The 24,101-nt window shown below is 42.8% G+C and carries 22 protein-coding genes and 4 tRNA genes; 13 read left to right on the top strand and 13 right to left on the bottom strand.

The features are described from left to right. Nucleotides 1–97 precede the first annotated feature (97 nt). Both IG80_RS0102175 and IG80_RS0102170 read left to right on the top strand, forming a co-directional pair. Nucleotides 98–2,275: an adenylate/guanylate cyclase domain-containing protein gene (locus tag IG80_RS0102175; protein ID WP_032112394.1), complete on the top strand. Its 2,178-nt coding sequence runs from the start codon at nucleotides 98–100 to the stop codon at nucleotides 2,273–2,275. Nucleotides 2,276–2,398: 123 nt separating this feature from the next. Then, nucleotides 2,399–2,475, top strand: a tRNA-His gene (locus tag IG80_RS0102170). A 153-nt stretch (nucleotides 2,476–2,628) separates the two neighbouring features. On the opposite strand, the gene plsY is transcribed toward IG80_RS0102170, so the two are convergent. Beyond that, on the bottom strand, nucleotides 2,629–3,207 hold the full coding sequence (gene plsY, locus IG80_RS0102165) for a glycerol-3-phosphate 1-O-acyltransferase PlsY (protein WP_032112393.1): 579 nt from the start codon (nucleotides 3,205–3,207) through the stop codon (nucleotides 2,629–2,631). A 245-nt stretch (nucleotides 3,208–3,452) separates the two neighbouring features. On the opposite strand from plsY, the gene IG80_RS0102160 reads away from it, so the two are divergent. Next, nucleotides 3,453–4,052 (top strand): hypothetical protein, encoded by a 600-nt coding sequence (locus IG80_RS0102160; RefSeq protein WP_032112392.1) that lies wholly within the window; start codon nucleotides 3,453–3,455, stop codon nucleotides 4,050–4,052. Between the two features lie 131 nt (nucleotides 4,053–4,183). After that, the gene (locus IG80_RS0102155; protein ID WP_032112391.1) at nucleotides 4,184–5,413 is read left to right on the top strand and encodes a hypothetical protein; all 1,230 of its coding nucleotides are present in this window, start codon (nucleotides 4,184–4,186) and stop codon (nucleotides 5,411–5,413) included. A gap of 57 nt (nucleotides 5,414–5,470) precedes the next feature. Here the strand turns inward: IG80_RS0102155 and IG80_RS15500 are convergent, their stop codons facing one another. Next, on the bottom strand, nucleotides 5,471–5,641 hold the full coding sequence (locus tag IG80_RS15500) for a hypothetical protein (RefSeq protein WP_198027095.1): 171 nt from the start codon (nucleotides 5,639–5,641) through the stop codon (nucleotides 5,471–5,473). A gap of 116 nt (nucleotides 5,642–5,757) precedes the next feature. Then, a tRNA-Met gene (locus tag IG80_RS0102150) sits at nucleotides 5,758–5,834 on the bottom strand. A 122-nt stretch (nucleotides 5,835–5,956) separates the two neighbouring features. Here IG80_RS0102150 and IG80_RS0102145 point away from each other — a divergent pair. Further along, the gene (locus IG80_RS0102145) at nucleotides 5,957–6,271 is read left to right on the top strand and encodes a DUF167 domain-containing protein (protein WP_032112390.1); all 315 of its coding nucleotides are present in this window, start codon (nucleotides 5,957–5,959) and stop codon (nucleotides 6,269–6,271) included. Between the two features lie 106 nt (nucleotides 6,272–6,377). Here the strand turns inward: IG80_RS0102145 and IG80_RS0102140 are convergent, their stop codons facing one another. After that, nucleotides 6,378–7,508, bottom strand: a complete 1,131-nt coding sequence (locus IG80_RS0102140) for a hypothetical protein (protein ID WP_032112389.1) — start codon at nucleotides 7,506–7,508, stop codon at nucleotides 6,378–6,380. 173 nt (nucleotides 7,509–7,681) lie between these two features. Between IG80_RS0102140 and IG80_RS15495 the strand changes: the two genes are divergently transcribed. Then, nucleotides 7,682–7,834: a hypothetical protein gene (locus IG80_RS15495; protein ID WP_198027093.1), complete on the top strand. Its 153-nt coding sequence runs from the start codon at nucleotides 7,682–7,684 to the stop codon at nucleotides 7,832–7,834. A gap of 106 nt (nucleotides 7,835–7,940) precedes the next feature. Here the strand turns inward: IG80_RS15495 and lepA are convergent, their stop codons facing one another. The 5 genes from lepA to IG80_RS0102115 form a co-directional block, all read right to left on the bottom strand. Further along, nucleotides 7,941–9,752, bottom strand: a complete 1,812-nt coding sequence (lepA, locus tag IG80_RS0102135) for a translation elongation factor 4 (protein ID WP_032112388.1) — start codon at nucleotides 9,750–9,752, stop codon at nucleotides 7,941–7,943. A 5-nt stretch (nucleotides 9,753–9,757) separates the two neighbouring features. Next, the gene (gene pheT / locus IG80_RS0102130; RefSeq protein ID WP_032112387.1) at nucleotides 9,758–12,145 is read right to left on the bottom strand and encodes a phenylalanine--tRNA ligase subunit beta; all 2,388 of its coding nucleotides are present in this window, start codon (nucleotides 12,143–12,145) and stop codon (nucleotides 9,758–9,760) included. Between the two features lie 16 nt (nucleotides 12,146–12,161). Beyond that, the gene (gene pheS, locus IG80_RS0102125; RefSeq protein WP_032112386.1) at nucleotides 12,162–13,202 is read right to left on the bottom strand and encodes a phenylalanine--tRNA ligase subunit alpha; all 1,041 of its coding nucleotides are present in this window, start codon (nucleotides 13,200–13,202) and stop codon (nucleotides 12,162–12,164) included. Nucleotides 13,203–13,454: 252 nt separating this feature from the next. Further along, nucleotides 13,455–13,919: a disulfide bond formation protein B gene (locus IG80_RS0102120; RefSeq protein WP_198027091.1), complete on the bottom strand. Its 465-nt coding sequence runs from the start codon at nucleotides 13,917–13,919 to the stop codon at nucleotides 13,455–13,457. A gap of 14 nt (nucleotides 13,920–13,933) precedes the next feature. Next, on the bottom strand, nucleotides 13,934–14,527 hold the full coding sequence (locus tag IG80_RS0102115) for a YqaA family protein (RefSeq protein WP_032113275.1): 594 nt from the start codon (nucleotides 14,525–14,527) through the stop codon (nucleotides 13,934–13,936). 220 nt (nucleotides 14,528–14,747) lie between these two features. Here IG80_RS0102115 and IG80_RS0102110 point away from each other — a divergent pair. After that, a tRNA-Leu gene (locus IG80_RS0102110) sits at nucleotides 14,748–14,834 on the top strand. A 325-nt stretch (nucleotides 14,835–15,159) separates the two neighbouring features. Here the strand turns inward: IG80_RS0102110 and IG80_RS0102105 are convergent. The 4 genes from IG80_RS0102105 to IG80_RS0102090 form a co-directional block, all read right to left on the bottom strand. Further along, nucleotides 15,160–15,828, bottom strand: coding sequence for a hypothetical protein (locus IG80_RS0102105; RefSeq protein WP_032112384.1), 669 nt, complete (start codon nucleotides 15,826–15,828; stop codon nucleotides 15,160–15,162). A 183-nt stretch (nucleotides 15,829–16,011) separates the two neighbouring features. After that, nucleotides 16,012–17,754: a signal peptide peptidase SppA gene (gene sppA, locus IG80_RS0102100; protein WP_032112383.1), complete on the bottom strand. Its 1,743-nt coding sequence runs from the start codon at nucleotides 17,752–17,754 to the stop codon at nucleotides 16,012–16,014. Nucleotides 17,755–17,764: 10 nt separating this feature from the next. Beyond that, nucleotides 17,765–18,874, bottom strand: a complete 1,110-nt coding sequence (gene aroC / locus IG80_RS0102095) for a chorismate synthase (protein ID WP_032112382.1) — start codon at nucleotides 18,872–18,874, stop codon at nucleotides 17,765–17,767. A gap of 9 nt (nucleotides 18,875–18,883) precedes the next feature. Continuing rightward, on the bottom strand, nucleotides 18,884–19,702 hold the full coding sequence (locus IG80_RS0102090) for an enoyl-ACP reductase FabI (RefSeq protein ID WP_032113274.1): 819 nt from the start codon (nucleotides 19,700–19,702) through the stop codon (nucleotides 18,884–18,886). 162 nt (nucleotides 19,703–19,864) lie between these two features. On the opposite strand from IG80_RS0102090, the gene IG80_RS0102085 reads away from it, so the two are divergent. The 6 genes from IG80_RS0102085 to IG80_RS12285 form a co-directional block, all read left to right on the top strand. Continuing rightward, nucleotides 19,865–20,923 carry a methionine ABC transporter ATP-binding protein gene (locus IG80_RS0102085; protein ID WP_084756058.1) on the top strand — a complete coding sequence of 353 codons (1,059 nt, stop codon included), beginning with the start codon at nucleotides 19,865–19,867 and terminating at the stop codon, nucleotides 20,921–20,923. After that, nucleotides 20,917–21,555: a methionine ABC transporter permease gene (locus IG80_RS0102080; RefSeq protein ID WP_032112380.1), complete on the top strand. Its 639-nt coding sequence runs from the start codon at nucleotides 20,917–20,919 to the stop codon at nucleotides 21,553–21,555. Before IG80_RS0102085 ends, IG80_RS0102080 begins: the two co-directional genes overlap by 7 nt. A gap of 68 nt (nucleotides 21,556–21,623) precedes the next feature. Continuing rightward, nucleotides 21,624–22,397, top strand: a complete 774-nt coding sequence (locus tag IG80_RS0102075) for a MetQ/NlpA family ABC transporter substrate-binding protein (RefSeq protein ID WP_032112379.1) — start codon at nucleotides 21,624–21,626, stop codon at nucleotides 22,395–22,397. Nucleotides 22,398–22,449: 52 nt separating this feature from the next. Next, a tRNA-Leu gene (locus IG80_RS0102070) sits at nucleotides 22,450–22,536 on the top strand. Between the two features lie 330 nt (nucleotides 22,537–22,866). After that, nucleotides 22,867–23,514: a ribonuclease D gene (locus IG80_RS0102065; protein ID WP_052046227.1), complete on the top strand. Its 648-nt coding sequence runs from the start codon at nucleotides 22,867–22,869 to the stop codon at nucleotides 23,512–23,514. A 14-nt stretch (nucleotides 23,515–23,528) separates the two neighbouring features. Beyond that, nucleotides 23,529–24,101, top strand: a 573-nt coding sequence (locus IG80_RS12285) for a KpsF/GutQ family sugar-phosphate isomerase (protein ID WP_156962098.1), incomplete at its 3' end; no start/stop codon positions are given.

Below are 24,101 nucleotides of genomic sequence, written 5' to 3'. Positions count from 1 at the left end.
AACCTCTCATCGTAAGATTGAGAGGTTTTTTATTAATCAAGGTTTAATAATTTTTTTTATACTAGAAGATGAAAACCTCGAAGAGTATGACAAAAATATGGATCACGTATGGCGCTTCTTTAGAAATATTTTTGTGAAGCTAATCCGGAATCGGAATCTTAGGTTCGATATTCTTTCAAGCTTTTTTATTCTTCAAGTTTTAACGGCAAGTTCGATCATCTATTATACCTACAGCCATAACTCCGATACGATGGTGGACTTTTCATTAAAGATGATCGACGATACTAGTCGCTCAAAAATTGATCGGATTACTAATCGTTTTGGATCAGTTCAGTCAGATATCCAAATGGGATCATATATTATTCGGGACATTTCAGATATTACCATCAATAACAAGATTCTGTTAGATTACTGCATTGCCGTTGTCAAAAATAATCCTTTTTTAGAAAGTGTTTTTATTGCGACAGAAACAGGGATGTTCTTTCAAGTTAAAAGATTGTCGCCAGGGTCAACCTATCGTTCTTCGCCTAACAAGCTATTGCCCAAGCGTGCTGCCTACGCGGTGCGGGTGTTAGAGAGATCGGAAGGCTCGGGAACTGAAGTCTGGAATTATTTAGACCAGGATTCCAACATTTTGGAAAGTGAACAGCTTCCTCAGTTTCAGGTCACCTATGATCCGCGTGTGAGAGACTGGTATCAACGGGCAATGCAAACCAGAAGTAATTCTTGGTCGGATATTTATATCTTTAGCACCACCAAACAACCCGGTATTGCGAATTCTTATCCCCTCCAAAGCAATCAAGGTAAAGAATTTGGCGTGATTGGTGCGGATATTCCTCTAGAAGGATTTAAGGAAATTCTAGGTGACATTCATTTTAATGGATTATCCATGATATTAACCGGTAAAGGTGAAGTCGTCGCCAGTCCGTATAACGAAGAAACAGCTAGGGTGTTAGGAAATGAAACTCAGCTCGTCAATGTCGCCGATTTATCGGAAAAAATTCCTGGGGCTGCCTTTAAACAATATTTATCAACAGGTGAGAAAAAAACTGTCTTTCCTTATAATGGCAAAGAATATGTCGCCATTTTTAAATCTTTTGAAGGGCTGTTATTTAAAAACTGGTTATTTATGATTGTTATGCCAGAAGATGAGCTGGTGGGAGCCATTAAAACAACCCAGCATCAAACGATGCTTATTAGCTTATTTATTCTTATTGTCTCAATATTTCTCATCTCCTATATGGCACATAGAATTGCCAGACCTATTGTATGGTTAGCAAGACAGGCTAATAGCATTACTCAATTTGATCTCTCTGACCCGCGGGAAGTACATTCAGGAATTTTAGAAATTCAGCTTTTGCAATCATCAATCACTGCCATGCGGCGAAGTCTTGTTTCCTTTGGAAAGTTTGTGCCACGGAGCCTTGTCCGAAAACTTATCGACAAAGGGGGCGAAGTTAAAATTGGTGGGCGTAATAAAAGGGTAACAATCTTTTTTAGTGATATTGCAGGTTTTACAACGGTTAGTGAAACGTATCCACCCGATAAATTAATGGTTCATCTTTCAGAGTATTTAGAAGCGCTCACCAGTATTATTATTAAAGAGCAGGGGACAATCGATAAATATATTGGGGATGCGATTATGGCCTTTTGGGGCGCGCCACAATCGGATCGCGATCATGCGCTCCATGCTTGTAAGGCAGCACTGCATTGTCAAAAAAGATTAGCTGATCTTAATCGTAAATGGAATTTTGAGAAAAAACCTATTCTAGAAACTCGGATTGGAATTCACACAGGAGATGTTATCGTTGGCAACATGGGGTCATCTGAACGTTTAAACTATACAATTCTGGGAGATAACGTGAACTTGGCCGCAAGGTTGGAAGGAGTTAATAAAGTCTTCCATACGCACATTATTATTAGCGAAGAAACACTGCATTTAGTGCGTGATGTAGCCATTGTTCGCCCGCTGGATGTTGTGGCCGTCAAAGGGAAAAATATCGGGATCAAAATTTACGAGTTAATCGCTCTTACTGCATCAGATCCCATGCTGGTGCCCACGGATGAGCAGATTGACTTTTCGCGACAATTTGATAAAGCCTTCAACCTTTATCATGAGCAACGTTGGGAAGAGGCAATTGCTGGGTTTGAGCGAATCAATCAACTCTTTGGCAAGGATGTGACAGCGGATATGTATATTAAACGTTGTAAGGTATTTCAAGAACATCCCCCTGGCCCAGATTGGGATGGTGTTTTCCACCTCGAAACGAAGTAATTCGTTGTTCCATATTATAGTTTCGAGAGAACTTAGTGAGGAGCTGTAAAAATTACTTACAGCCGTTGAAAATTGCTTGACCTTAGGGAATAGAATCGGTAGATATTAGATGTACTAGATGTGGCGGGAATAGCTCAGTTGGTTAGAGCGCAAGTTTGTGGCACTTGAGGCCGCCGGTTCGATCCCGGTTTCTCGCCCCACGTTTCAAAAATTCAATTTAGATTCTTTTCCACGATAAATCCTTCAAAAAATAGACAACTTCTTTCGCTTCTGTTTTAGTAGACGAGAGTAAAAGCAGAAAATACCCTTTTTAAGCTCTCATACTGGGCGTACTATAATATAATTGTAATTCCTCAAAACTTTCTTTCTTGGCCAGATAGAAGCCTTTTTATGTTGGCGCGGTGAGTCCAGGCCATTAGGAAATAGATAGCCATTGTAAAGACAACAATATCGGTTCTGCCAACCAGGAAAACTGCATAAATTGCTGCCATAAATAAAGCGATCAAGGCGGAAAGGGACGAAATTCGCGCTACTTTTGCGGCAATAATCCAGGTGAAGAGTGTAAGCAAGCCAACGATTGGGCAAAGGGTAAGATAAACGCCAAGGGTTGTGGCCACCCCTTTGCCGCCTTTAAACTTTAACCAGACGGGGAAAATATGTCCAAGAATGGCAGCGCCCCCTACCAAGCACTGAATTGTTTCATCAGCGACCAAATATTTAGCGATGACCACGGGGACCGCACCTTTTAAGGCATCAGCGATAAGAGTTGCTGCAGCTAATGATTTAGACCCAGTCCTCAGAACGTTCGTTGTGCCGATATTGCCAGAACCGAGATTACGAATATCACCTTTTCCTGCCATTTTAACAAAGAGTAAGCCAAAAGGAATTGATCCCAAAAGGTAGGCAATGGCATAAAGGTAAAGGTGTTCCACGGTTTATCCTCGGGTAAAATTTATCTTAATAAGGTATGCCTCAAAACACTAGCTCTTGTAAATAGGGCTATGCTCCAGCAATCTGAAAATGCTTAACCACAGATTCATATCGTCAAAAAAAATAAGTCGGAGTAATTTATCGCATTTAAAATTTTGTTTGCAAGTAGAATTAGCTTGAAAAAAAAATGGTAATTCTTATCTCTGAAACAGTAAACAATTAATTTGCGATAATTATAAAAATGACCATGAAAAAAGCTAACCTTCTGGCTACCTTTTCTGCTTTCCTGCTTTTCTCCACCACCCTGAATGCAATGGAGAAAACCGCTGTTGAGCCTGAAACTAACTCACCGTTTATACCCAAACAAGAAATGAGTTTGCTGGAAGTAAGCAGTGATGTCGAAACTCTTACCACCCAATCTATTTTGATCAATAGCCTTGCTTATGGTGTTGTTGAGGAAGTTGTTAACACAACTTGTCGAAACTTTGAAAATATCTTGCATAATTTACTGGTCACTAACGGAACCGATGGGATTGCCTTATTTTTTGAAAAGATGGGCAAGAAAACAGGTGAGGTTGCCACTAAACAACTCGTCAATATGGCAGTGCAACAGCTAATCGATACAGTAACAGGGCCAGTGGATACGGCTAGTCTTCCCCTAAAAGCGCTTAATGCCATTGCAATTCTTGATGGTTTATTGGTTCATACACTTTTTGATCATCTGCAACATCAAGTTGAAAATAAAACAGCTAAGTTGGTTGAGTTAGCCTTTAAGAAAATATTTTCTTCTCCAGAAGAAGGAGATGCAGGCCTTGAGATTAAAAAAATGATGAAATCATCAATCTGATAGTCCCAGCTATTACTCAACAGCTATCCCAACAGCTATCCCAACTCTTCGCCTCAAAGTTAAAGTCAACCGTTAGGGGGGTTATTGAAGAAAGCTCTTATACGTCAGACTATAATAATATCATCCTGCCTTTGTTTGACCTGATAACCACAGGGACGGGATATGACCTTCATAATACGACGTCTCAGCATATTTTGGCAAACTATCCGCTGGCCGAGCTCAAAAGTGAGTTTAGTAAAGCTGCAAAAGCAAAAATGCAAGAGCAAACAGGGGTTCTTCATTACCTTGGAAGCGAAGTCGGTGGCCTTTTAGGTAAGATTACAGGTCGTGTGATGGGAACCTATGTAACGAATGAAATTGCCGATCGCTTTATTGCAGGCAGAGGAACTACCCTTGCTCAGAGTATTCTCACAATTCCAATTCTGGTAGAAATGAAGCAATTGAGTCTGATGTCGGAGGTTGACTATCAACAAATCTTGACTGCCGAAAAAGAAGTGATACGATTACGTCTTGAAAATGAAAGAGTTGAAAAAGAAGCAGCAAACCAATTGGCGTCAAAAGAACTGGCTGAGTCGGAATTCACTGTTCAGGAAACTTTAAGGTTGCAAGCAGAACAAGAAGCAACAGAAACGCAAAAAATCGACCAGGAAATGGCAGACCTGAAGCGTCAATTTGCGCTCGAATTACAACAAACTTCATCCCCTCAAGGAACAGATTTGCCGGAAACTCGCGAAGAAGTACAAGTTATAGAACAACCGGCCACTGGTTTCTTTCGAACGTACTTTGTTAACCCAATTTCAAATGGGGCGACAACGGTAGCAAAGAGTACTTATAACGCTGCGTCTGTTGTGGCAAGTAGTGCTTATAATATGGTTGGTAGTCTTGCCAATAATACTTATAAGGCTTCCATTGTTGTGAAAGATAATGTGGTCTGGCTTGGTGAAAAGGCTATTCAAATTTCCCGTGAAAGTGCTGACTATATCGGCAAATTAGCCAATGCAGCTTACCAGGAGGCTTATGATAGCCTTACGCCCCATCACATAACAAAATTAGGGAATGTTATAGGGAAAGAGATTACTAAGAGCATTTTTGAAAGAGGATCAAAAGAGTTTGGTAATTCAGCCGAGATTACCCCAGATTTCTATACTAAAAAATTAGATACAAAATCAACGACAAGCTATCTTGTTGGTAAATATGCACTTACTACAGGAAATATTGCTTGGACAACGAGCAAGTTGACGAGTAATGGTATTTATAACGCTTCTCAATATCTCTATGAATTACCCCACACTATTCATACCGAGATAGAAGAAGCGGCAATGCAGGGATGGGCTACTCCATTCTACCCAGAAGAAGATTAATAGAGGTTCTACGGTACCACCACTCCCTCTATAACTGTAAGTTTTTTATAGAAGTGATTAGAAGAGAGTTAAGGATAACACCGATAGTCTTACAATATTATGGAGCAGAAACTTTGGTTTCTCTCCATTATACCCTGCAACAGCCATAAGCTCTGTAATGTTGGTCTGGTTTACTTGTTTCAGTTGATTTTCTAAACAGCCTCTATCGTTTGTTGGAGAATCACTCATTGACCGAGCAATGATCAAACTATCTTTAATTCAAAACCATTCCCGGTTTTAAGGCGCGAGAAATATTAAAGTTAAAAATAAGCACTGGGGAAGAAAGATTTTTGGAAAATAATGAATGGTAGCGGAGAAGGGACTTGAACCCCCGACACGCGGATTATGATTCCGCTGCTCTAACCAACTGAGCTACTCCGCCCCAATTGCACCTATAACATACCCAGCTTTGGCGTAAATGTCAAAGCTGTTTTTGTGAGTGTTGTTAATATTTTTATGGTAGGGTGAAGTTGATTTCTATTTTTTCACGAAAGCAATTTTTTCATGGATCAGCCTTGGCGTCAAGTAGATGGTTTTGTTGAGCTATTTGTCAAACTCACTCCTAAAGCCTCCAAAAATGCAATAATAGGGATGATGGCAGAGGCGGATGGGACGAGTGTATTAAAAATCTCAGTCACTGCCATTCCTGAAAACAATAAGGCAAATCTTGCTTTAATCGTCCTGCTGAGTAAAAAGCTTCATATCCCCAAAAGTAATATTCATATCAAGATGGGACTCACCAATACTCGGAAAATAATTCAGATTTATGGGGTGGAGGTTGAGAAAGTAGAGGAAAAGTTATTTGGACGAGAGTTATAGTAAATTTAATCTCAGTACGCGACAATAGAACAAATCATTCCTCCGGCGCTGGCTAAGGATAACTGTGGCCTGTGGGCGAACAGCATGATGACTATAGAAGAGCAAACTAGCTATACTTATCTAGCTCATTCTTCAAGTTTATAATTGATTTATTGAGCGTTGGTGATTGCTCAGCTATTCCCTGAAATATATAACTTAAAGCTTCCAGAGAAATAACGCAAATATTTAAAGCCAGCGCTGTTGTTGGATCCCACGTAGGGATTGTCGAAATAGGAATCATAACAAGGTTTCCAACGCTAAAAAGCAATTCCAAAATTTTACTCACAATATAGGTGTTAGGTAAACAGCATTTTGAGAATGAAAAATACCAGCTTTCTAAACTAGTAAGACTGGTTAAATGCTCATAGCGAGCTTGTAAGTTCTCATATTCTTTTTGAATGTTTGGTGATAGTTTATGGCGTATTCCCTTAAGATTAGGGGAGGCGGACGCGGTTTGACTTTGAGCTATAATTTCGGCAATTCGTTCTTCAATTTGCTTTAGTGCTTTTTGGTTTTCAACCGCCCAATCGGACGCGATATCGGCCAATTGCCCAGAGATAATCGTTATTACGCTGACGATAGTTGATGTGATACCAAGCCATTTTTTTGCCTCTGGGGAATACTCACCCAAAGTAGAAAGAGACACAAGCCCTGTTCGACAAGCACTACCGATCCCTTTAGTGAACCCACTCACACCTGCTGTGATGCTCCCTAAGCTTCGCCCGGTTCTCAGGCAACAAATACCACAACCAGCATTTTCAACATCATCCATATTGTTAATCGGCAGAATGCCACCATTTTCGAGGTCTTTTTCCTCATTGTCAGTAGCTTTGTTGCTGGATTGGAGTCTTTCTGCTTTGATACCCCGTGGTGTTGTTTCGGAAGAGTACTCATCAAATACAGAAGGATGGTTGTCTTCATCTGGCGTGTCGATGATGATGTGATCGAGCCCTGATTTATTGCTGTCCAAAATTCCATCGTTGTTATGCTGCGACTGAGCTTCCAAAGTGTCGCTATAATCTCGGGGCGTGGTGGTAGGCGGAGATAGCTTAAGCACAACTGCACCGCTATGCTCACTTGGTATTTTGATAATAGTATGTGGGTTGTCAGAAAGAATATCATGTTCTGGTTTTTCTGCAGCAAATGTAGAGGAAATGGTTAGCAAGATAACTAAAGCGTTCAAAATAATGGATGGCATGGGGGCTTCTCCAATGGAAGATCGATGAGGATCAAACTTTTTAAAGTATAGGGGGAAAGTATTAATTTTTGTTAAAAAAGAGAAGTTTATGAAAAAAAGCCTTTGTTATTATTTAAAAAAACTAACCATGAGGAGAAAAAATGATAAAAATATAGCCAATCTTCTATACTAGATTGGCTATATCAGTGTACTTGCGGAAGAGTGTTGTGGAGAATAACACTGTTGACCAGATTGCTGTTGCAAAAGCCTGGGTAAAAGCGAATCCCAAGGACGAGCTCGGCCATTATTTGAATAGTTTTTTATTGTTCCCCTCTGCGCAGGGATAACGATTTTTAAAGGGGCAATTTCCTGGGGAATAACCCAGGAGGGGAATAACTCAGAAAATTGCTATAGTTCGTATTGTTCTTGCAAGGATAAGTTATCAAAATAACTCTATTTATTATCACCCATTTTGAGGGCGGCAATAAAGGCGCTTTGTGGGATTTCAACATTCCCGTATTGGCGCATTTTTTTCTTACCTTCTTTTTGCTTATCGAGAAGTTTGCGTTTACGGCTGATGTCGCCACCATAACATTTAGCAGTGACGTCTTTGCGCATGGCTGAAACGGTTTCTCGGGCAATTACTTTGCCACCAATGGCGGCTTGAATAGCAATTTTAAACAATTGCCTTGGAATGAGATTTTTCAAGCGCTCACAAATCATTCGGCCTCGGGATTCGGCTCTGCCATGGTGAACCATCAATGAAAGGGCATCTACTGGCTCGCCATTCACAAGAATTGCCACCTTCACAATATCACTTTCTTCATACCCATCCATCACATAATCAAAGGACGCATAGCCACGGCTGATGGATTTCAGGCGATCGTAAAAGTCAAAGACGACTTCGTTGAGCGGCAGACGATAAACCGCCATGGCACGGTTGCCTGCATAGGTCAAATCAATCTGTACACCGCGGCGTTCCGAACAGAGAGTCAGTATGGATCCCAAATATTCATCGGGCACCATAATGGTAGCTTTGATCCACGGCTCTTCAATAAAATCAATTTTGACGACATCCGGCATGTCAGCTGGATTGTGCATCTCCATAATTGTGCCGTTGGTCATGTGCATTTTATAGACAACGCTCGGCGCCGTTGTAATCAGATCAAGATCAAACTCACGTTCTAAACGTTCTTGAATAATTTCCAGGTGCAGCAATCCTAAGAAACCACAGCGGAACCCATAACCAAGAGCTGCAGAACTTTCTGCCTCGTAGTGGAAGCTCGCATCGTTCAAGCGAAGCTTACCTAAACACTCACGAAGCCGTTCAAAGTCAGCTGCGTCCACGGGGAACAGGCCGCAAAAAACAACAGGAATCGAAGGCTTAAACCCAGCCAACGGTTCAGTTGCTGGACGGCGTTCTTCAGTGATCGTATCACCAACGTTACAGTCAGCGACATGCTTGATACTTGCGGTGATAAAACCCATTTCACCCGGATAAAGCTTGTCAACCATTACCTGTTTGGGTGTGAAATATCCAACTCGTTCCACCTCATAAGTAGCCTTGTTGGACATCATGCGAATCTTTGAACCTTTACTCAGCACCCCGTTTTTAACGCGGACCAAAATCATCACACCCAAGTACGGATCGTACCAGCTGTCAACAAGCATCGCCTGAAGCGGGGCTGCCTCGTCACCATTTGGAGACGGCAGACGTGTGACGATGGCTTCCAGCACATCTTGGATGCCAATTCCCGACTTGGCGGAGGCTAAAACCGCATCGCTTGCATCCAGGCCAATCACTTCTTCGATTTGGGCACGGACACGTTCGGGTTCAGCCGCTGGCAAGTCAATTTTATTTAAGACTGGAATAATTTCGTGATTGTTGTCAATTGCTTGATAGACGTTAGCCAGCGTTTGTGCTTCAACCCCTTGGCTAGCATCTACAATCAACAATGACCCTTCACATGCCGCAAGGGACCGGCTTACTTCATAGGCAAAGTCTACGTGGCCGGGTGTATCCATCAAGTTAAGATGATAGGTCTCGCCATCTTTAGCTTTATAGTGGAGCCGGACTGTTTGTGCTTTAATGGTGATGCCGCGTTCGCGTTCAATATCCATGGAATCGAGGATTTGTTCTTTCATATCCCGTGATTCAATGGCTCCACAAAATTCGATCAAGCGGTCAGCCATAGTAGATTTACCATGATCGATATGGGCAATAATCGCAAAGTTTCTAATTTTTTTTAAGTCGTGTTTGTTCATTGGAGCTACTGTCTCAAACTTGCGCCAGTTGCTTTGGCAACAGCGTTAATAATGCGGTCGCTGAGATCATTGATTTCAGCCTCCGTAAGGGTTGCTTTTGTTGGTTCTAATTTAACTTCAACCGCGATAGATTTTAGGTTATCACCAATTTTATCGCCCGTATAGACGTCAAAAATCTGTACGCTGGAAATAAGAGGTCTATCGACCTTTTGGATGGTGCGCACGATCGCATCAGCTTTGACATCTGACGCTACTACAAAAGCAAAGTCACGCGTTACACTTTGATAGGGTGACAAATTAAGGCTCGTTTTCTTCGCCTTTGGTTGATGAATGTTATCCAAGAAAATTTCAAACGCCACCATGGGGATGTCCGTCTCAAAAGCGGCTAACGTCTTAGGGTGAATTTCCCCAAAGTAGGCAAGCGTCTTATTGCCTTGCTTCACGGAGCCGCTGCGGCCAGGATGGTAATATTTTGGAGCAGATGCCTCTATTTGGTAGGCAGAATCACTAACTCCAAGGGTTGTGAGAATGGCCTGAACATCGGCTTTAGCATCATAAACATCGACGGAGCGGGGGGCTTCTAACCAATGACGGGCGTGGCTTTTGCCGCTGCGTATACCGGACGCGACCAACTGCTGTTGCTTCAAGGTATAATGGGGTCCAACTTCGAAGAGTTTAACATTTTCTAAGCCCCGATTAGCATTACGTACTACAGCGTCAATATGATTAGCAAGGGCCGTCGGCCGCATGATGGCAAGATCTTGGCTAATTGGATTTGTGAGTTTGAGGCCTGGCTCAATGTCACCAAATAAGGCGGCTCTATCTTCACTTAAGAAGGACCAGCTGACAGTTTCAAAAAATCCCCGCGCGGCTAAAATCCGACGGCTAACATCAGCTTTGGTTTTTGGTAAAACGGTAACGTCTACCTGGGGCAAGGGGACTTCAGGAATATTGTCGTAGCCGTAAAGGCGCAAAATTTCTTCAATCAGATCCATTGAATTGGTGACATCCATCCGGTGTGAAGGAACTTTAGCTTCTAGTTGCGCCGCCGTATGCGTTACCTTAAAACCAAGCTTTGTTAATATCTGCGCCGCCTCATCCATGGAGATATCGCAGCCACCCACGCGCAATAACCTCTCATGGGTGAGACGAATAATCGGTGCTTGCCACGGCACTAGTGTGCCCGGAGTATGGAACGCGCTGACCACGTGGCTGGGTTGCCCACCGCACCAGTCAAGAATGAGATTTAAAGCAGCACTCAAGCCATAAGCTTGACTTTCCGGATCAACACCGCGTTCAAAACGGGTGCGTGCATCGCTGGGTAGATTAAGCGTGCGGCCAGTGTTAGCCGTGCGGATGGGGTCAAACAACGCACATTCAAGAAACACATCGGTTGTGGTGTCGGTACAGCTTGAATCCTCACCACCCATAACACCAGCCAGGGCGAGAATGTCCGTGGCAAGAATGTTAGTCTGTGCAGCAATCACCGTCATCTGGTCATTGAGTTCATAGGTTTTGCCATTAAGCGCATTGAAAGTTTCGCCCGTTTGAGAGAGGCGAACGGTGAGATTTCCTTTAATTTTAGCGGCATCAAACACATGGAGCGGGCGACACAAATCATAACTGAGATAATTTGTTACATCAACAAGGGCGCTGATGGGACGAAGACCAATGGCTTCGAGTCGGCGTTGTACCCACTCGGGGCTGGGACCATTGGTGACCCCTTTAATGTAGACACCACGAAAATCAGAACACGCTTCAGAATTCTCAATCACCACTTGAAGGGGAGAATCAAACGTCCCCACTACTGGCTTGTAAGGAAGGGGGCGCAGCGTGCCAATTCCGGAGGCAGCAAGGTCACGTGCAATGCCGCGAACCCCAAAACAATCGGCGCGATTCGGGGTAATGGAGACATCAATCACGGAATCATTCAGGTTCAATACGTCGATAATAGGGGTGCCTGGCAAAGCGTCTGTCACCAGGTCCATAATACCATCGCGATCTTCGCCAAGGAGCAACTCCCCTGCAGAACACATCATACCAAAGCTTTCAACGTCCCGAATTTTACCCTTTTTCAGAGCCTCTCCCGTGACCGGAATAACAGTACCGATGCCAGCAAAAACAACTTTCATTCCTTGGCGGACATTCGTTGCGCCACAAACAACTTGTACCAACTCACTCTTGCCAATATCAACTTGACAGAGGCTAAGGCGATCAGCATTTGGATGTTTGCCATGGACGCTGACCTGACCGACAACAAATCCTTTTAATTTGTCTGCAGGGTTATCTACTCCTTCAACTTCAAGGCCGAGTTCAACAAGTTTAACGCAAATTTCTTCTAAAGATGCATCAGTTTCTAGGTGGTCTTTCAACCAGGATAATGTGAATTTCATTTTTTTAGACTCTGCCTTACGAACCGGTGAAGGGGGAAAAACCGTAATGGCTTAACCAGCGTGTATCTGATTCATAGAAAAGGCGAATGTCAGGAATACCATATTTCAACATCGCCACTCGTTCGACACCCATTCCAAAGGCAAATCCCTGGTAGACATCGGAGTCAATCCCACAGTTTTTTAACACATTAGGGTGAACCATGCCGCACCCTAAAATCTCAAGCCAATCACGGCCTTCCCCAATTTTCATGGTACCATTGCTACGATCACACCCAATATCCATTTCAGCGGAAGGTTCCGTGAAGGGGAAAAAGCTTGGTCGAAAGCGCACAGGGAGTTTATCGACCTCAAAAAAGTGACGGCAAAAATCAATCAGGCAGCTTTTTAAATGACCCATGTGAATATTTTTTTCAATCACAAGACCTTCAATTTGATGGAACATCGGTGTGTGCGTTGCATCATGGTCGCAACGATAGGTGCGTCCTGGCGCCAGGATGCGAAGCGGCAATGATTCATTCTTCATTGTGCGGATTTGCACGGGCGATGTATGGGTGCGCAGCAACTTCACAATACCATCTTGATTTGGCAAATAAAAAGTATCGTGGGACTGACGTGCTGGGTGATGCGCTGGGATATTGAGGGCGTTGAAGTTGTGCTCTTCATCCTCAATGTCCGGTCCTGTGGCAACGGTAAAGCCAAACTGTGAAAAGTACGCGACAATCTCATCAATCGTTCGGGAGACAGGGTGAATCGTACCCAGGTGCTCTGGGCGCGGGGAAAGGGTGACATCAACACTTTCGTGCTTTAAACGTTGCTGCAACTCAAACTCAACCAGATCAGTTTTCTTTACCTCTAGCAATGCTTGAACACTGTCTTTGAGTTGGTTGATTTCAGCGCCTTTTTCCCGGCGTTCTTCAAAGCTGAGCGCACCCAACCCTTTCAAAAGGCCGGTAATAACACCCGTCTTTCCAATAAGATGAACGCGTAAGTCATCCAGCTGTTTTAGTGATTGGCACGCTGCAATTTGCTGTTGCCAATGGTTCAGGTCTTGCGACATGGAACCTGTTTACTCCCATTCATTATTTGGTTTTTTGTCTCTCACAAGGAATGAGATGACTCAAAAATCAACTTATATCAGTTGTCATATACTCAAAATACTTGAAAATTCGAGATTATGGCAAGCAGATTTAAGGTGACTTTTATTTTGACGCGACGCGAATAGTAGCCCTCTTTAAGGAGTGCCAAGATAAAAGTGAGCCCAAAGATGCGAAGTCAGAAATCGATTTCTTCTCGTATTTTGAGTACGAACCTAACATGATTTAAATTTGACTATCAAGGCATAAAGTCCCATAGCACAAAACAAAAGCATATTCCAGATGGTGGCTGAAACGTCGAAGATAACCCAGGTGATTTGATCACAACGCACAACGGGCTTTTGCATGAACTGTGCCTCAAAATCTTCAAAATTCCCCGCAGAAATGCCACTAATGCCAACGCAAGAACTGGGCGCTTGCCACCAATGAAGTTCCACCCCTACGTGGTAGAAACTCAATCCAATGCCACCTAGAATGACAACCAGGACCAAGTAAAAAAGGGCGGGATGATACCAGAAACTATCTATAATACCCAGAATTATAAGGGCGGCATAGACATAGCGTTCATAAAGGCAAAGAGGGCAAGGCTGGATACCAAAAGCGTATTCAGCAATAAAGGCAGTGAGGAGAGCGAGAGTGGCAATGCTTTCTATAGTTTTAAGAAAAAATTGCCGACTCAATATTTTTTGTAGCATTAGAATACTAACTTAAAAGCGAGGAATCCTAAAAATAGTGTAACAAAAAATCCAATAAAAACAAGGGTTAGGTTTTTGCTAATAAAATCTTTTGCTTTATCGCCTAGGAAATAAAAACAGGTTGCCAGCATAAAGAAGCGAATCGAGCGACTGATGATGGAGGCTAAGACAAACTGCCACAGGCTAAGACCAGTTGCGCCCCCGGCAATAGCGACAAGTTTATAAGGAATTGGGGTTGCGCCTTTAAGGAGGATAATCCAAAAGCCATATTCTTGAAATAAAGTTTGGAAGTTAGCGAAGGCACTTTCCAATGAATATTTTTGAATAATCCACATGCCAATGGTCTCAAATAAATAAAACCCAATTGCATAACCAACAAGACCACCAACCACAGATGAAACCGTACAGGTAAAAGCTAAAAGCCACGCCTTGGCCCGGTCAGCAATGATCATCGGGATCAGCATGATATCCGGGGGAATTGGGAAAACGGAGCTTTCTAAAAATGAAACAATGTTTAATAACCAGGTGGCATAAGGGGATTGCGTTTTAGCCAAAAACCATTGATAAAACCGAGGTGTTAATTGAGTATTCACTTGTTCCAATGCTGTTTCCTTATTTTCGTTGGATCTCTATCGGATGAGCTTTAACAAGAGATCATCCCTCATCACTACTCTACTTATGTAATATGGATAAGTTCTTTTTACAATAAAGATGAAAAATAGTATGCCTCAAAATTTTATAAAAAGCATAATTTTTATGTTGACCTTAGGCCGACTTATCGATATACCCATAGATATGCTTTTTAGTTTAAGTGCCCTTGTGGCGGAATTGGTAGACGCGGCAGACTCAAAATCTGTTGTCTGTACAGACGTGGGAGTTCGAGTCTCCCCGAGGGCACCAAATCGCTTTTAAAAAATCCTTTTAAGTTAATTTACCCAACCAATCATCACTGATTAGATTCTGTCGTGGTATCTGAGATTGTCGAACCCCTATCTAGATAAGTCTATTTTGTCTTTTTAGCCTGGCAAATTTCCCTCTCTCTTTTTCAAAGAAGATAAGCCCTGACGTCAGATGACAATAAACAAGAAAAGAGCAACCCCCTGGCTGGGCTCAAGAGGTTGAGAGCAGAAGGGGGCTAAGATTTACTTTAAGGTGGTTTCAGAGGTAACCTTTTTCAGGCAAATTTAAATAAATCAAAGTCGAGAAAACCTAAAAATATAAAAAACTAGAAAAACAATCCCATCTCGTTTAAGAATGTGTTTCTCAATTTGTCACAGAGTTTATCTTGATGTCCGGTTTCGAGGAGTTCATAAGCTGTCTTATTTTTTTCAAGAAAAGTCTCTACCGATGCGTCATCAATATTCAAACTATTTGGTTCAACAATATTCTGAAGAAATAGCTCTTCTAATCTTACATAAATTTGATGAGTAATTTCCTCGTCTAACCTACGTCTTAATATAGCTATATTATTGTTATTCTTATCATTTTTTATGTAATATTCAGGAATTGTACTTAAGAAAGCAGGTCGGACACCTTCTGTAGCTCTTTTTAGATGTTTCATAGCTGCAATACAGTTTTCAAGCCATTTTTTCTCAGAAATACTATCAGAAACATTAAAGGTTATAAGCTTATTAATGACCGTGAAATACCCTGCCAAATGAGTTGCCTGATCAACATTTTCTAAGGAGGAGACAGAGCCTTTTTCATAATAGCCCTCTGCTTCGTCGTGGAGATCCTTTAAGGTCTTTGAAATATTCTCTTTTTGAGAGTGATATTGCCGGTTTTGACGAGAGAAAGACGCCTTCTGCTGTGTCAATTCATTTGTATTGCCCGCTCTTAAAATCAGCAAGCTGAAAATAAAAATGGTAAGTAGTTGGGACCACAGTTTGGTCATATTTTTCTCCCGTTTAATAGATATATGCTTGTTGGTACTTGTCGGAAAAGACTATCGCATTGTTTCATTTCTCACCGAGTGAGGCAACAACACGAATATCCACCAAAATATACATACTAATATGAAATAAGGAAAATTTGGAAGAGAAAAGTGGTGGCTATCAGAGGAGATAGCCACTTAAAATTAGCGCGGACTAACGCTTAACTTTGACTGGACTGAAGCATTTTCAGACACCATCATTTTGATGTTCTTGCTGACAGAGGTAAGCAGGCTCATCCCTTCAAAGAAACCTGCAAAAAGGCTGCAGCTGAGACTCGGCTCATTCATAAGCCTAATTTCAACCAATGAGTCTTCTGGAATATTAACAAGCCCTTTTGCCACATTAATTGCTTTGAGGAACCCGCCAAGCTCATCCACAAGACCAAACTCCTTGGCTTGCTTTCCTGTCCACACCTGGCCTTTGGCGACTTTGCGGATAGCTTCCACAGGTATGTGCCTTCCATCAGAGACTTTTTTCAAGAATATATCATAATAATGATCAAGACTTTCCTGAATTTTAGCCCATTCCTCAGAGGTGAACTCTTCAGCGGCAGACCACATGCCAGAATGCTTAGCCGTCATGATTTGACGTAAGTTGATTCCAAAATCCGATGCTGCCTCCCCAATGGCGAACTTGCCGGTTGCCACCCCGATTGACCCAGTAATCGTTCCCGGATTAGCGATAATTTTGGTGGCGGGGGCGGCGATTTCATATCCCGCTGACGCTGCCAATGTTCCCATAGACACAATCACGGGTTTGCCTAGTTTATTGGCAATGCGGTCAACTTCGTACCAGATTGTCTCTGCCCCTGTGACTGTTCCGCCGGGGGAGTTAATGCGTAAGATAATTGCTTCGACCTCATTATCTTCAGCAGCCTTCTTAAGTTGCTGTGCGATTCGGGAGGGGGTACTTTGAGTTTGTCCATAAGGGCTATTAACTACTGGTGAGGTAATTTCACCATCCACAGAAACTAAAGCAAATTTATGTTTTATTTTTTGGAGAGGAATGCTCTTCTTATAGGTTCTCAACGTAGCAAAAGTTGGTTTGGTTTCAAGCTCTTGCTCAACCAATTCTTTTACTTCTTCTTTGTGCAGTAACTGGGTGATGAGCTTTTTATCAACTGCCTGCGTGTCAAGATAAGGGGCAGCATTCACAAGATGTTTGGCGTCTACCTCTTTAATGTTGTGCCTATTTGCAATAGACTCTTCAACTTGACCAAGCATGTCACTTAAAAGGTTAGTAAGATTTTCTTTCGTTTCGGGACTGAAATCTTTGTTAGTATAGGGTTCGATAAACCCCTTATAGCTTTCACGGCGATCAAGCTGAGGTTTAACTTTGTATTTATCCAATAAATCTCGCATGAAGTAGGACTCAATGGCATATCCAGTTAATTCCACCATCCCTTGCGGTTGCATAAAAATACCATCGGCGATGGTCGCTAGATAATAAGGCGAGGTGCCACCTCCCCCTTCACCATACGAATAAGCATAGGCATAGACTTTTTTCTGAGATTTTTTGAAATAACTGAGAGCTTCACGAAGCTCTTGCGCCTCAGCCAGAGTGATATTTGATCCTTCGATACTCAGGAGAATTCCTTTGATCCGCTGATCGTTAGCGGCGTGCTTAATCGCTGTTACCGTTTCGTATAAAGAAATAGGTCGCATATTTTGCAACATCGAAAAAATGTCGCTATCTGCATTGACATCTACAAAAGGAATACTGCCAACTTTTAAATCCAGAATGGTCGTCTGGCTAACTTCTTCTTGTTCCAATTCAGGTATGTTTAAATAGGAGCTGATTAAAAAATAAATACCCGCAATGGCAAGGATAGTTAAAAAGCCGACAGAGGCTAAAAATGCTAAAATAACTTTAATAATTTTTTTCATGAAAGTAACTTTAAATTGTTTGGTCTCGATCGAATGACCCTATTGGACCACATTGTCCGCGCCAACGCAACAGATGATCTGCAAGGGTAAAGGCAACCATGCTTTGCGCGATAGGAACGGCTCGAATGCCAACGCAAGGATCGTGTCGTCCGTGAATGCCAAGGGTAGTAGGGATAAGCTCTTTTGTAAGAGTAGTGCGTACCTGTTTGGTTGAGCTTGTCGGCTTGAGAGCTATTCGACAAACGATGGGTTGACCCGTGGAAATGCCCCCCAGAATACCACCCGCTTTATTACTGGTAAAAGTAACTTTTGAGTCCGGCGAAAGTCCCATTTCATCAAAGCCAGTTTCGGCAGTAGCACTTCCAAAGCCATCCCCAATTTCAACAGCTTTAACAGCATTAATACTCATGAGGGCCTTAGCAAGGTCAGCATCCAATTTATCATAGACTGGCTCCCCTAACCCTGCCGGGATGCCACTCGCCTGGATCTCAATGAGGGCCCCCACCGATTTTCCAGCTTCGCGTACCTCCGTCAGGTAATTCCCCCATTCCCCAACAACAGAGGGATCTGGGCAAAAAAATGGATTGGTGGAGATGCTTTCCTCCACCCATCGTCCGGAAGTTTTTTTGTGACCCAACTGAACTAAGGCAGCCAATATTTTAACAGTAGGGCCAATCATGTGGTTAAGAAGCTGCGTGGCAACCGCCCCGGCGACAACACGGATAGCTGTTTCTCGGGCAGAAGCTCTGCCGCCACCCCGGTGGTCCACATGGCCATACTTTTGTTGATAAGTGTAATCAGCGTGGCCGGGACGAAAAACATCCTTCAGAACTGTATAATCCGAGGATTTTTGATTTTGATTGTGGATGATAAACGCAAGAGGAGTACCCAGCGTTTTGCCCCCAAAAAAGCCAGATAAGACTTGGATATGGTCCAGTTCATTTCTGGGCGTCACGAAAGATGATTGCCCGGGGCGTCGTCGATCTAGCTGCTGCTGAATAAGGCTCATGTCAAGGGGAATGCCAGGAGGTAAGCCATCAATAACCCCGCCAATGGCGGGGCCATGACTTTCGCCCCAACTGGTTAATGTTAAGGATCTGCCTAGGTGATTGCCTGGCATCTGGTAAGATTAACCCTTCACAGTCGAGATATCAGGAACATTCAGTCCTTTCATGCCGACCACATGATAACCGCAATCGACATGGTGAACTTCACCCGTAACCCCAGAAGCAAGGTTGCTGAGAAGGTACACACCCGCACCCCCTACATCTTCGAGGCTTGTGTCGCGTGCAAGGGGTGAGTTCGCTTTTGTCCATTGAGAGATGTACCTAAAGTCACCAATTCCAGCCGAAGCAAGTGTTCTAACTGGGCCTGCAGAAATCGCGTTGACGCGGATGTTGTATTCACCCATATCAGCGGCCAAATAACGGACGCTTGCTTCAAGAGCGGCTTTGGCAACGCCCATCACATTATAATGAGGGATGACTTTTTCGGCACCATAATAGGTGAGCGTAATAATGGAACCACCCCTTTTTTCCATTAAGGGAAGGGCTGCTTTACAGGTTTCTGTGAAAGAAAAACAAGAAATATCTAAGGCCATGGAGAAGTTTCCACGGGTGGTTTCAAAGTATTTACCACGTAGTTCTGTTTTGTCGGCAAAAGCGATAGCGTGAACCACGAAATCGATAGAATCCCATGTTTTCCCCACCGTCTCAAAGGCTTCCATAATGCCATTGTCTTTACTGACGTCACATTCAATAAGGAGCTCAGCATCCAGAGCTTGGGCCAATGGTTCAACTCTTTTTAAAAGGGCTTCATTTTGATAAGTAAAGGCAATTTGAGCACCTTGTTCTGCAAGAGCTTTGCTAACCCCCCAAGCGATTGAGTGATCATTTGCAACTCCCATAATGACGCCGCGCTTTCCGGCCATTAACCCATTTTTTGACATTCTTAAGATTGCTCCGTAATAAATATGTACCTCTTTTTTGGCGAAAAATGGAGCAAGATTCAACTAAATCTTTTCGAAGTTAAGTATTTTTACTCAACGAATTTTATTGAAATTATCACCAAAGCCGATTACAAAAGTTTAATCTATTGAATTATAATATTAATGTATATGCCAGATCAAACGTTTGTTGTTGTTCAGAATTTAACAAAAACATACCCTGCCGCAACAGTTCCTGTTTTGCAGAAGGTAAGTTTTGAAGTTCATCAAGGGGAAATTTGTAGTATTATTGGCCGCAGTGGCGCGGGCAAAAGTACTTTGTTGCGGTGTTTAAATGCTTTAGAATCCTTTGACTCTGGAAGCATTCAAATTGGAGCCGCTCATCTTGATCAGGCAAGTGAAAAAGAACGTCGGGCAATTTTAAAAGAAATAGGCACTGTTTTTCAAACCTTTAATTTGTTGTCCCGTCGGACAGTGCTGGAGAATATTTTATTGCCAGCAGAGTGGTCTGGAATTCCCAAGGACAAGGCGATAAAAAAAGCAGTTTTCTTGAGCGAAAAAGTAGGTCTTGGCGATAAAATGTCTGCCTATCCCAGTAGTTTAAGCGGTGGTCAACGCCAACGGATAGCGATTGCCCGCGCTCTTATTACCGATACCAAATTATTATTATGTGATGAGTTTACCTCAGCCCTTGATCCTGAAACAAGCTTAGAAATTTTATCCTTATTGCGCCAATTAAATCGTGAGCTAGGGGTGACGGTTGTGTTGGTTACCCATGATATGTCGGTGGTGCGTGAAGTCAGTGATCACGTAATTGTTATGGAAAAAGGCGAAATTGTTGAAAAAGGCAAGGTAGAAGAGATCCTGCTCCAACCGCGCCATGAAGTGACTCATACGCTTGTTCGGGGACTGTTTATAAAGCAGTTGCCCAATGATATTTTAAAGCGTCTGGTGCCAGGTTCCTTTCCGGGTCATGTCCTGATTCAGTTGGTCTTTTCTGGCTCTTCAGCAAGACAACCGGTGATTGCCAATTTAATTCGCCAATATGATGTACCAGTGACTATTTTGGCCGGAAGTCTTGATCATTTGAAAGAAACATCGCTTGGTGTCCTCACAATTTCTATTCCTAATGAGCTTGCCAAGGTGGCACAAACACTCGACCACTTTAAAGTGCATCAAGTGGCGGCTGAAATCCTGGGTTATTTGCCGGAGTCAATATGCTAGATTTATTGCTGAACTCATTGTATGAAACCCTCCTTATGGTGAGTGCCTCCAGTTTTTTTTCCATTCTCCTGGGTGTTCCCTTGGCTCTGTTGTTGGTGGTGACCTCAAAAGGAGGGCTTTATCCCCACGCCTTTTTATGCCACATGGCAAATTTTATGGTGAATGCGGTGCGTTCCATCCCTTATATCATTCTGACAGTGCTAATAATGCCGTTCACAAGGCTCTTGGTTGGAACCTCGATTGGCACTTGGGCGGCAATTGTGCCGCTTTCCATCGCCGGATTGCTTCTGGTTGCCAGAGTTGCTGAAGAAGCGATGCGCCAGGTGCCACGGGGGCTGATAGAGGTAGGGCTTGCAGCAGGCGCAAGTCGTTGGCAAATTATCCAGAGTATTCTATTGTCTGAAGCTATGCCAAGCTTGATGGCAGGTGTGACAACTGTGATTGTTAATATTATCGGTTTTTCAGCAATGGCTGGCGCTGTAGGCGGGGGTGGGCTTGGTGATTTGGCTATCCGCTATGGCTATCAACGTTATGACTTGCAGTTAGTTTTGATTATTGTGCTTATTCTTATTGCTATGGTACAGCTAGTGCAAGTTGTAGGAAATAGGATTGTCCGTCGGATGAGTAAGTAGTTAACTTTCTCACTGATGGACAACTAGCCGTTTACATTTTTTGCTGGTAAAATTAAAAGGATAATAAAATGATTTCTCCCTTTTTTAGCGCTGTTTTATTGACTTGCTTACTTGGATCTTCTGCCTTTGCTTTTAAGGTGGGCGTGACGGCGGGACCCCATGCAATGATCATACAACAGGTTAAAGAAAAAGCCGCTAAAAAAGGTCTGAATCTGGATATTCAAATCGTTGAATTTAATGATTTTATTTTACCTAATGAAGCTTTAAATGAAGGTGAACTTGATGCGAACTCTTATCAACATCAACCGTTTTTAGATGAGCAAAGCAAGCTTAAAGGCTATCAACTCACTTCAGTTGCCAAAACAGTTTTGATGCCGATGGGACTTTATTCGGACAAGCTGAAAGGGCTTTCTGAAATGAAAGAGGGCGCTAAGATTGCGATTCCCAATGACCCAACCAATGGCGGACGTGCCTTAAAATTGTTAGAAGCCAATGGATTTTTAAAGTTGAAACCTGATGTGGCACTGCCCTCCCTGCTTGATATCACCGACAATCCAAAAAAACTTAAGATTATTGAACTTGAAGCGCCGCAATTGCCACGCTGTTTGCCGGATGTGGACGCAGCTGTGATCAATACGGATTGGATATTGCTGGCAGGCATGGATCCAAAAACAGCGCTTGCTGTAGAATCAGAAGACAGCCCTTATACTAATATTATTGTCGTTCAAACGGCGAAAAAAGACGATAAAGATGTCAAAGAATTTGTTGACCTTTATCAGTCAAAAGAGATCAAAGATTATATTGATAAAGAATTTAAGGGAGCTGTTCTTGTGGCTTGGTGATCATTGCAGTATTTCTTGACAATTTTTTTCAAAAGCTCTAATTAAATAAAGTGCCCAAATGGCGGAATTGGTAGACGCGCCAGTTTCAGGTATTGGTGGGCGAAAGCCCTTGGAAGTTCGAGTCTTCTTTTGGGCACCAGACTCTCTTTTCAGCATTTGGATTAAAATAGATGGCTAGGCTGAGTGCTACCTAAATGACTAAGTTTAGGGGGCAAGAGATTTACGAGATTGGCGGCGATTTTTTTGCATCGACGACGCAAAAAGCAGAATGTTTTACTTGAAAAGTGGCCATTTATAGCACATGTTTGAACGACACTTCTAGTACTTTAAAAATCGCGCATATTAGGCTCTGTCAACAAGATTTAATACAGACGATCGCCAAAATCAGCTTAGAAAATGAACATTTTTGGGCTAAAGTTATTAATATGTTTTCTTTTAAGATGGAATGCAGAAAAAGGAACCCAAAGATATGACGACAGTAATTAGCCATGCGGGTGGTAGTCAGTCTCTATACTTACATCATAATGATTTGCCTGATGGCTTGGAGTTGGGGAAATTTGTTGCAATTGACACCGAAACAATGGGGCTTGTGCATGGGCGCGACCGATTGTGCTTGGTTCAGTTGTCCGCTGGCGATGGCGTATGTCATCTGGTTCAAATTCAAAAGGGGGAAAAAGAGTCAGCACCCAATCTTAAAAAACTTTTAACCGATCCTGAGGTTACCAAAATTTTTCACTTTGCCAGATTTGATGTGGCAGCGTTATATCAGCATTTTAACGTTTTAACAGAACCGATTTATTGCACAAAGATTGCCTCAAAACTCGTCCGTACCTATACAGATCGTCATGGGTTAAAGGAGTTATGTAAAGAGCTATTGGGCGTTGATATTTCTAAGCAAGAACAAACATCAGATTGGGGCGCGCCGAGTTTACGGGATGAGCAGCTAAAATATGCAGCAAGTGATGTTCTTTACTTGCATCAGTTGAAAGCTATTTTAGATCAACGGTTACTGCGGGAAGAACGTACTGACTTGGCCAAAAAATGCTTTAACTTTTTACCAACGCGCGCCATGATTGATTTAATGTCTGGTGAAGAGTTCGACATTTTCCACCACTAAGATATACGGTAATAATGACAAACGTACTCAACCTTCCAATACGGCAAGATTATCAAGGCTCAGCGAGAAAAGTGCTGCAGACAGAAGCAGCAGCTATTGCGAGAATGGCTGAAATATTGAATGATTCCTTTAATGAAGTCATCGACCTTATTTTAAAGTCCCGGGGGCGCATTATTGTTACAGGAATGGGGAAAAGTGGCCATATCGCCCGCAAAATTGCCGCCACCTTTGCTTCTACCGGGCAACCATCGATTTTTGTGCATCCAGCAGAGGCTAGCCATGGTGATATGGGGATGATCACCTCCCAAGATGTGGTGATTGCCTTGTCAAACTCCGGGGAAACGGCCGAACTTGCGGATCTTATTGAATATACCAGACTTTATCAAATCCCTCTTATTGCATTGACGCGACGTCCTAAAAGTACGCTTGCCCTTCATGCAGAATTTGCTTTTATTTTACCAGACTCACCAGAGGCATGTCCGATGAATTTGGCGCCTACGACCTCGACCACGATGATGTTGGTGTTTGGTGATGCATTGGCGGTTGCTTTGTTAGAGGCGCGCCAGTTTACGCCAGCTGACTTTAAA

Origin of the sequence: Candidatus Paracaedibacter symbiosus (assembly GCF_000757605.1) — a bacterium.
GTDB classification, from domain to species: domain Bacteria; phylum Pseudomonadota; class Alphaproteobacteria; order Paracaedibacterales; family Paracaedibacteraceae; genus Paracaedibacter_A; species Paracaedibacter_A symbiosus.
Note: the sequence above shows the minus strand (reverse complement) of the source record. Positions and strands in the feature narration are given on the sequence as shown.